This is a genomic window from Inquilinus sp. (assembly GCF_039594555.1).
Taxonomy (GTDB): Bacteria; Pseudomonadota; Alphaproteobacteria; order DSM-16000; family Inquilinaceae; genus Inquilinus.
This window is the reverse complement of sequence record NZ_JBCNNF010000606.1, coordinates 1-3081: the sequence shown is the minus strand read 5'-3', so window position 1 is coordinate 3081 and position 3081 is coordinate 1. Positions and strand designations below refer to the sequence as shown.

The 3081-nt window shown below is 71.6% G+C and carries 3 protein-coding genes and 2 pseudogenes; 3 read left to right on the top strand and 2 right to left on the bottom strand.

Annotated features, from left to right (window positions below):
* Window positions 1–270, top strand: a pseudogene (locus tag ABDW35_RS34875) (MFS transporter); the annotation flags it as partial.
* Here the strand turns inward: ABDW35_RS34875 and ABDW35_RS34870 are convergent.
* Window positions 261–857 (bottom strand): helix-turn-helix domain-containing protein, encoded by a 597-nt coding sequence (locus ABDW35_RS34870; protein ID WP_343718433.1) that lies wholly within the window; start codon window positions 855–857, stop codon window positions 261–263. The pseudogene ABDW35_RS34875 and the gene ABDW35_RS34870 overlap by 10 nt on opposite strands.
* 156 nt (window positions 858–1013) lie before the next feature.
* Between ABDW35_RS34870 and ABDW35_RS34865 the strand changes: the two genes are divergently transcribed.
* Together ABDW35_RS34865 and ABDW35_RS34860 are read left to right on the top strand one after the other, a co-directional pair.
* A complete protein-coding gene (locus ABDW35_RS34865) occupies window positions 1014–1586 on the top strand; it encodes a hydrolase (RefSeq protein ID WP_343718432.1) in 573 nt (190 codons plus the stop codon).
* 22 nt (window positions 1587–1608) lie between these two features.
* Window positions 1609–2700 (top strand): AbrB family transcriptional regulator, encoded by a 1092-nt coding sequence (locus tag ABDW35_RS34860; protein ID WP_343718431.1) that lies wholly within the window; start codon window positions 1609–1611, stop codon window positions 2698–2700.
* Here ABDW35_RS34860 and ABDW35_RS34855 read toward each other — a convergent pair.
* A pseudogene (locus ABDW35_RS34855) lies at window positions 2697–3081 on the bottom strand (phosphohydrolase); the annotation flags it as partial. The gene ABDW35_RS34860 and the pseudogene ABDW35_RS34855 overlap by 4 nt on opposite strands.

Sequence of the window (3081 nt, the reverse complement as noted above, 5' to 3'; positions counted from 1 at the left end):
GCCGGCGTGGCGGTGCTGACCTTCGGCTTCTTCGGCGCCCATTCGGTGGCCAGCAGCTGGGTCGGCCGCCGGGCGCTGCACGCCCGCGCCCAGGCCTCCTCGCTCTACCTGTTCTTCTACTATCTCGGCTCCAGCGTCGCCGGCTCGCTCGGCGGCGTGGCCTGGGCCGATTGGGGCTGGCCCGGCGTCATCCTGATGATCGGTGCCCTGGCCCTGGCGGCGCTGCTGATCGCCCTGCGCCTCGTCGTGTTGGCCCCGCGTCAGGCCTGATCGAGCCCTTCGGCGAGGTACAGCCGGGTCATCCGCCGCAGCTCGGCCAGGGCCGCGGCGCGCACCGTCAAGCCGGGCTCGGTGCCGAGCGCCGCGGCCGCCTTCATCTGCAGCAGCACGATGATCGCCATGGCCGTCGCCCGCTCCGGCGGCAGGCCCGGCGCACGCAGAGCCAGGATCCGGGCCACGCCCGCTCGCAGCGCGTCGCGCAGCCGCAACGGTTGGGCCGTGGCGACGGCATCCCGTCGCGCCTCGATCAGCGCCAGCGCCGCCACGCGCTCCTGCTTCAGCCCGACCAGCAAGTCGATCAGCGCATCCGCGAGATCCGGGACGGCCAGCCGCGCCGCCTGTGCCTCCACCGCCTGCAGCCCGGCCAGCACCTGCTCGCCATAGCCGGCCAGCAGCGCGTCGGCCAGCGCCTCCTTGCTCGGGAAGAACTGGTACAGCGAGCCGATCGATGCGCCGGCCCGGGCCGCGACCTCGGTCATCGTCGCCGCCTCATAGCCCTTCTCCGCGAACACGGCCGCGCCTGCCTGCAGCAGCGCGGCGACGCGGTCTCGGCCACGCTGGCGCTGGGGCTCGCGCATCACGGCGGCGTCGGAGGCGGTTGACTTTTGTGAGGACATGCTCATAAAACTGTTTGCGAGGCTATCCTCATATTTTCACATGCACCCGCCCCCGTCCATCCGCCCGGCCTGCCGCCGGGACCGGAGAGGCGCGGCCTGCCCCGAAAGGTGACGACCATGCCCGTCCTCGACCCGCGCAGCACCGCTTTGGTTCTGATCGACCTGCAGGCCGGCATCCTGGCCATGCCGCTGGCGCCCCGCAGCGGGACGGAGGTGCTGGCCACGGCCAAGACCCTTGCCGCCCGCTTCCGCGCCGCCGGCGCCCTGGTGGTTCCGGTCCGCGTCGGCTGGGCGGCGGATTTCGCTGATGCGCCGCAACAGCCGGTGGACCAGCCGATGCCCCGCCCGGCCGGCGGCCTGCCCGCGGGCTGGAGCGACCTGGCCGACGGCGTGGCCGAGCCCGGCGACGTCGTGATCACCAAGCGGCAGTGGGGCGCCTTCACCGGCACCGATCTCGACTTGCAGCTGCGCCGGCGCGGCATCGGCACCATCGTGCTCGGCGGCATCGCCACCAATTTCGGCGTCGAATCCACCGCCCGCCACGCCTGGGAGCTGAACTACGCCGTGGTCTTCGCCGAGGATGCGATGACCAGCCGGTCGGCGGAGATGCATGGCTTCGCCGTCGAGTCTATCCTGCCCCGCATCGGAATCGTCTCCCAGGCGGCGGACATCGTGCTCGGCCGGCCCTGAGGCGGAAAGCGAGGCTGCTGTGGTGACCGTGAACGGCTCGGCATTGCCGGTCCTGGCCAGGCTTCCGCGTGCCGGGCAATGGGCAGTGCTGCTGGCCGTCTCGGCAACTATCGCGGCATTTCTGGAGGCCGCAGCCCTCCCCGCAGCGCTGCTTCTGGGCCCCATGATCGCCGGCATCCTGGTCGGCGTCGGCGGCGGCACCATCCGGGTGCCGCGAAAGCCCTATTTCGGCGCCCAGGCGATCATCGGCTGCCTGATCGCCGGGGCGATCACGCCGTCGATCGTGGTGTCCTTCCTGCAGGACTGGCCGCTGTTCCTGGCGATCGTGCTGTCGACCCTCTTCGCCAGCAGCGTGCTGGGCTGGATGATGAGCCGCTGGCAGGTGGTGCCCGGCACCACCGGCGTCTGGGGCTCCTCCCCCGGCGCCGCCACCGCCATGGTGCTGATGGCCGAGGCCTTCGGCGCCGATGCCCGGCTGGTCGCCTTCATGCAGTATCTGCGCGTCGTCTGCGTCGCCACCGCCGCCTCGCTGATCGCCCGCTTCTGGGTCGATGCCGGCGATGCCGGGCCGGCGGCGATCGTCTGGTTCCCGCCAATCGATGCCGGCCCCTTCGCGGCGACGCTGGTCCTGGCTGGGCTGGGCGCCGCGGCGGGATGGCGGCTGCGCATCCCGGCCGGCCCGATGCTGGTGCCGATGGTGGTCGGGGCGGTGCTGCACTCGCTGGGCCTGATCGAGATCGAGCTGCCGGAATGGCTGCTGGCCGCCGCCTATGCTCTGATCGGCTGGAACATCGGCCTCGGCTTCACCCGGTCGGTGCTGGTCCATGCCGCCCGCGCGCTGCTGCAGATCCTGCTGTCGATCATCGCCCTGATCGCCTTCTGCGGCGGCCTGGCCTTCGTGCTGGTGCGGACGCTCGGCGTCGACCCGCTGACCGCCTATCTGGCGACCAGCCCCGGCGGCATGGATTCGATCGCCATCATCGCCGCGTCCAGCGATGTCGACCTGCCCTTCGTGATGGCGCTGCAGACCGTGCGCTTCTTCCTGGTGGTGCTGCTGGGCCCGACGGTGGCGCGCTTCATCGCCCGTCGGACGCAGCCTCCCGCTTCGACCTAAGCCGGGGCAGCCTTCAGCCGGCCCAGCTCCTCCAGGAACCGCTCCGCCGCCAGGTCGGGTGCCCAGGGCTCCCAGGGCGTGCCGCCATAGATTGGCAGCAGCGGGTCGTCGTCGATCGGCTGGAACCGGATCTTCAGCACCTTCGCGACCTCGTCGCGGGTCCAGCCGACCACATGGATCGCCTCGCTGGCCGCGGCCACCCGGTCGGCCCGCTTGTGGAAGACCTTCTGCTCCGCCGTCCAGCGCGTCAGGCCGTAGCGCAGGAATACGGTGTCCTCAAGCCGCGCGGCGAGGTCGCGGAACTCCTGGCCCAGAAACGGCTTGATCACCGACAGCGGGTCGAAGCCGAGCAGCCCCTCATCGGCGTCGTGCAGCAGCTCC